Origin of the sequence: Sphingomonas endophytica (genome assembly GCF_001476895.1) — a bacterium.
Taxonomy (GTDB): Bacteria; Pseudomonadota; Alphaproteobacteria; order Sphingomonadales; family Sphingomonadaceae; genus Sphingomonas; species Sphingomonas endophytica_A.
Genome location: NZ_LDTB01000272.1, coordinates 1 through 1,023, shown reverse-complemented (window position 1 = coordinate 1,023; position 1,023 = coordinate 1). Strand labels below are relative to the sequence as shown.

Below are 1,023 nucleotides of genomic sequence, written 5' to 3'. Positions count from 1 at the left end.
CCTCGACGGGTTGCTAACGAGTCGATTACAGGCTGATCGGCGGGGATAGTCTGCCTCTCGTCACGGACGTTGCATCGAGGCTCGATCGAAGGCTTGATCCAAGGTTTGGAGACCGATGGCCCGACGTACCGGCAGCGCTGATCTGCCCCTGCATGGTGGGCGCGTGCCGCCGTGGCTGGCGGAGCGCATGTCGACGTTGGGCGCGATCATCACGCAGGCCGTGGTCCATCATTACGGCCGTGACGCGTTCCTGCAGCGGCTCTCGCATCCGTTCTGGTTCCAGTCGTTCGGCGCCGTGATGGGCATGGATTGGCATTCGTCCGGAATCACTACGAGCGTCATCGGCGCGCTCAAGCGCGGGCTGGCACCGCTGCAGGACGGGCTCGGCATCTACGTTTGCGGCGGCCGCGGCAGGTATTCGCGCCGGACGCCGGACGAACTGACGGCGCTGGGCGAGCGGACCGGCTTTGACGGCGTTGCGCTCACCCGCGCCAGCCGTCTGGTCGCCAAGGTCGACAGCGCCGCGGTCCAGGATGGGTTCGAGCTCTATCTGCACGGCTTCTTCGTCACCACGGACGGCAAATGGACCGTGGTCCAGCAAGGCATGAGCGACAGCAAGCGGCAGGCGCGGCGCTATCACTGGCATTCCGAGGGCCTGCGCAGCTTCGTTGACGAGCCGCACAGCCCGATCGACGGACCATCCCAGGGCGAGATCGTCAATCTGACCGACCACCGCGCCGATGCCTCACGCCAGGCTCAGCTCGATTTGCTTGCCGGGCTCGGTCCCGACGGCGTTGCGCGCGAATATGCCGAGCTGACCGAGAAGGTGGCGGCACAGGGCGATCTGTTGCATCTGATCATGCCTGCGAATCACGATGTGCGCTCGAGCGACGTGTTCATCCGCCGTCTGCACGGCACCCTCGCCGCCGCAGCCGAGCGCGGGCCGCTGGACTTCCCCGAGCTGCTGCTCACACCCGGCGTCGGCGCCCGCACCGTGGAGTCGCTCGCCATGGTCGCTGAAGT

The 1,023-nt window shown here is 66.7% G+C and carries 1 protein-coding gene; it reads left to right on the top strand.

Annotation, left to right across the window (positions count from 1 at the left end; translation table 11 throughout):
- Nucleotides 1–115: 115 nt before the first annotated feature.
- Nucleotides 116–1,023, top strand: a 908-nt coding sequence (locus NS334_RS17145) for a DUF763 domain-containing protein (RefSeq protein WP_058757018.1), incomplete at its 3' end; no start/stop codon positions are given.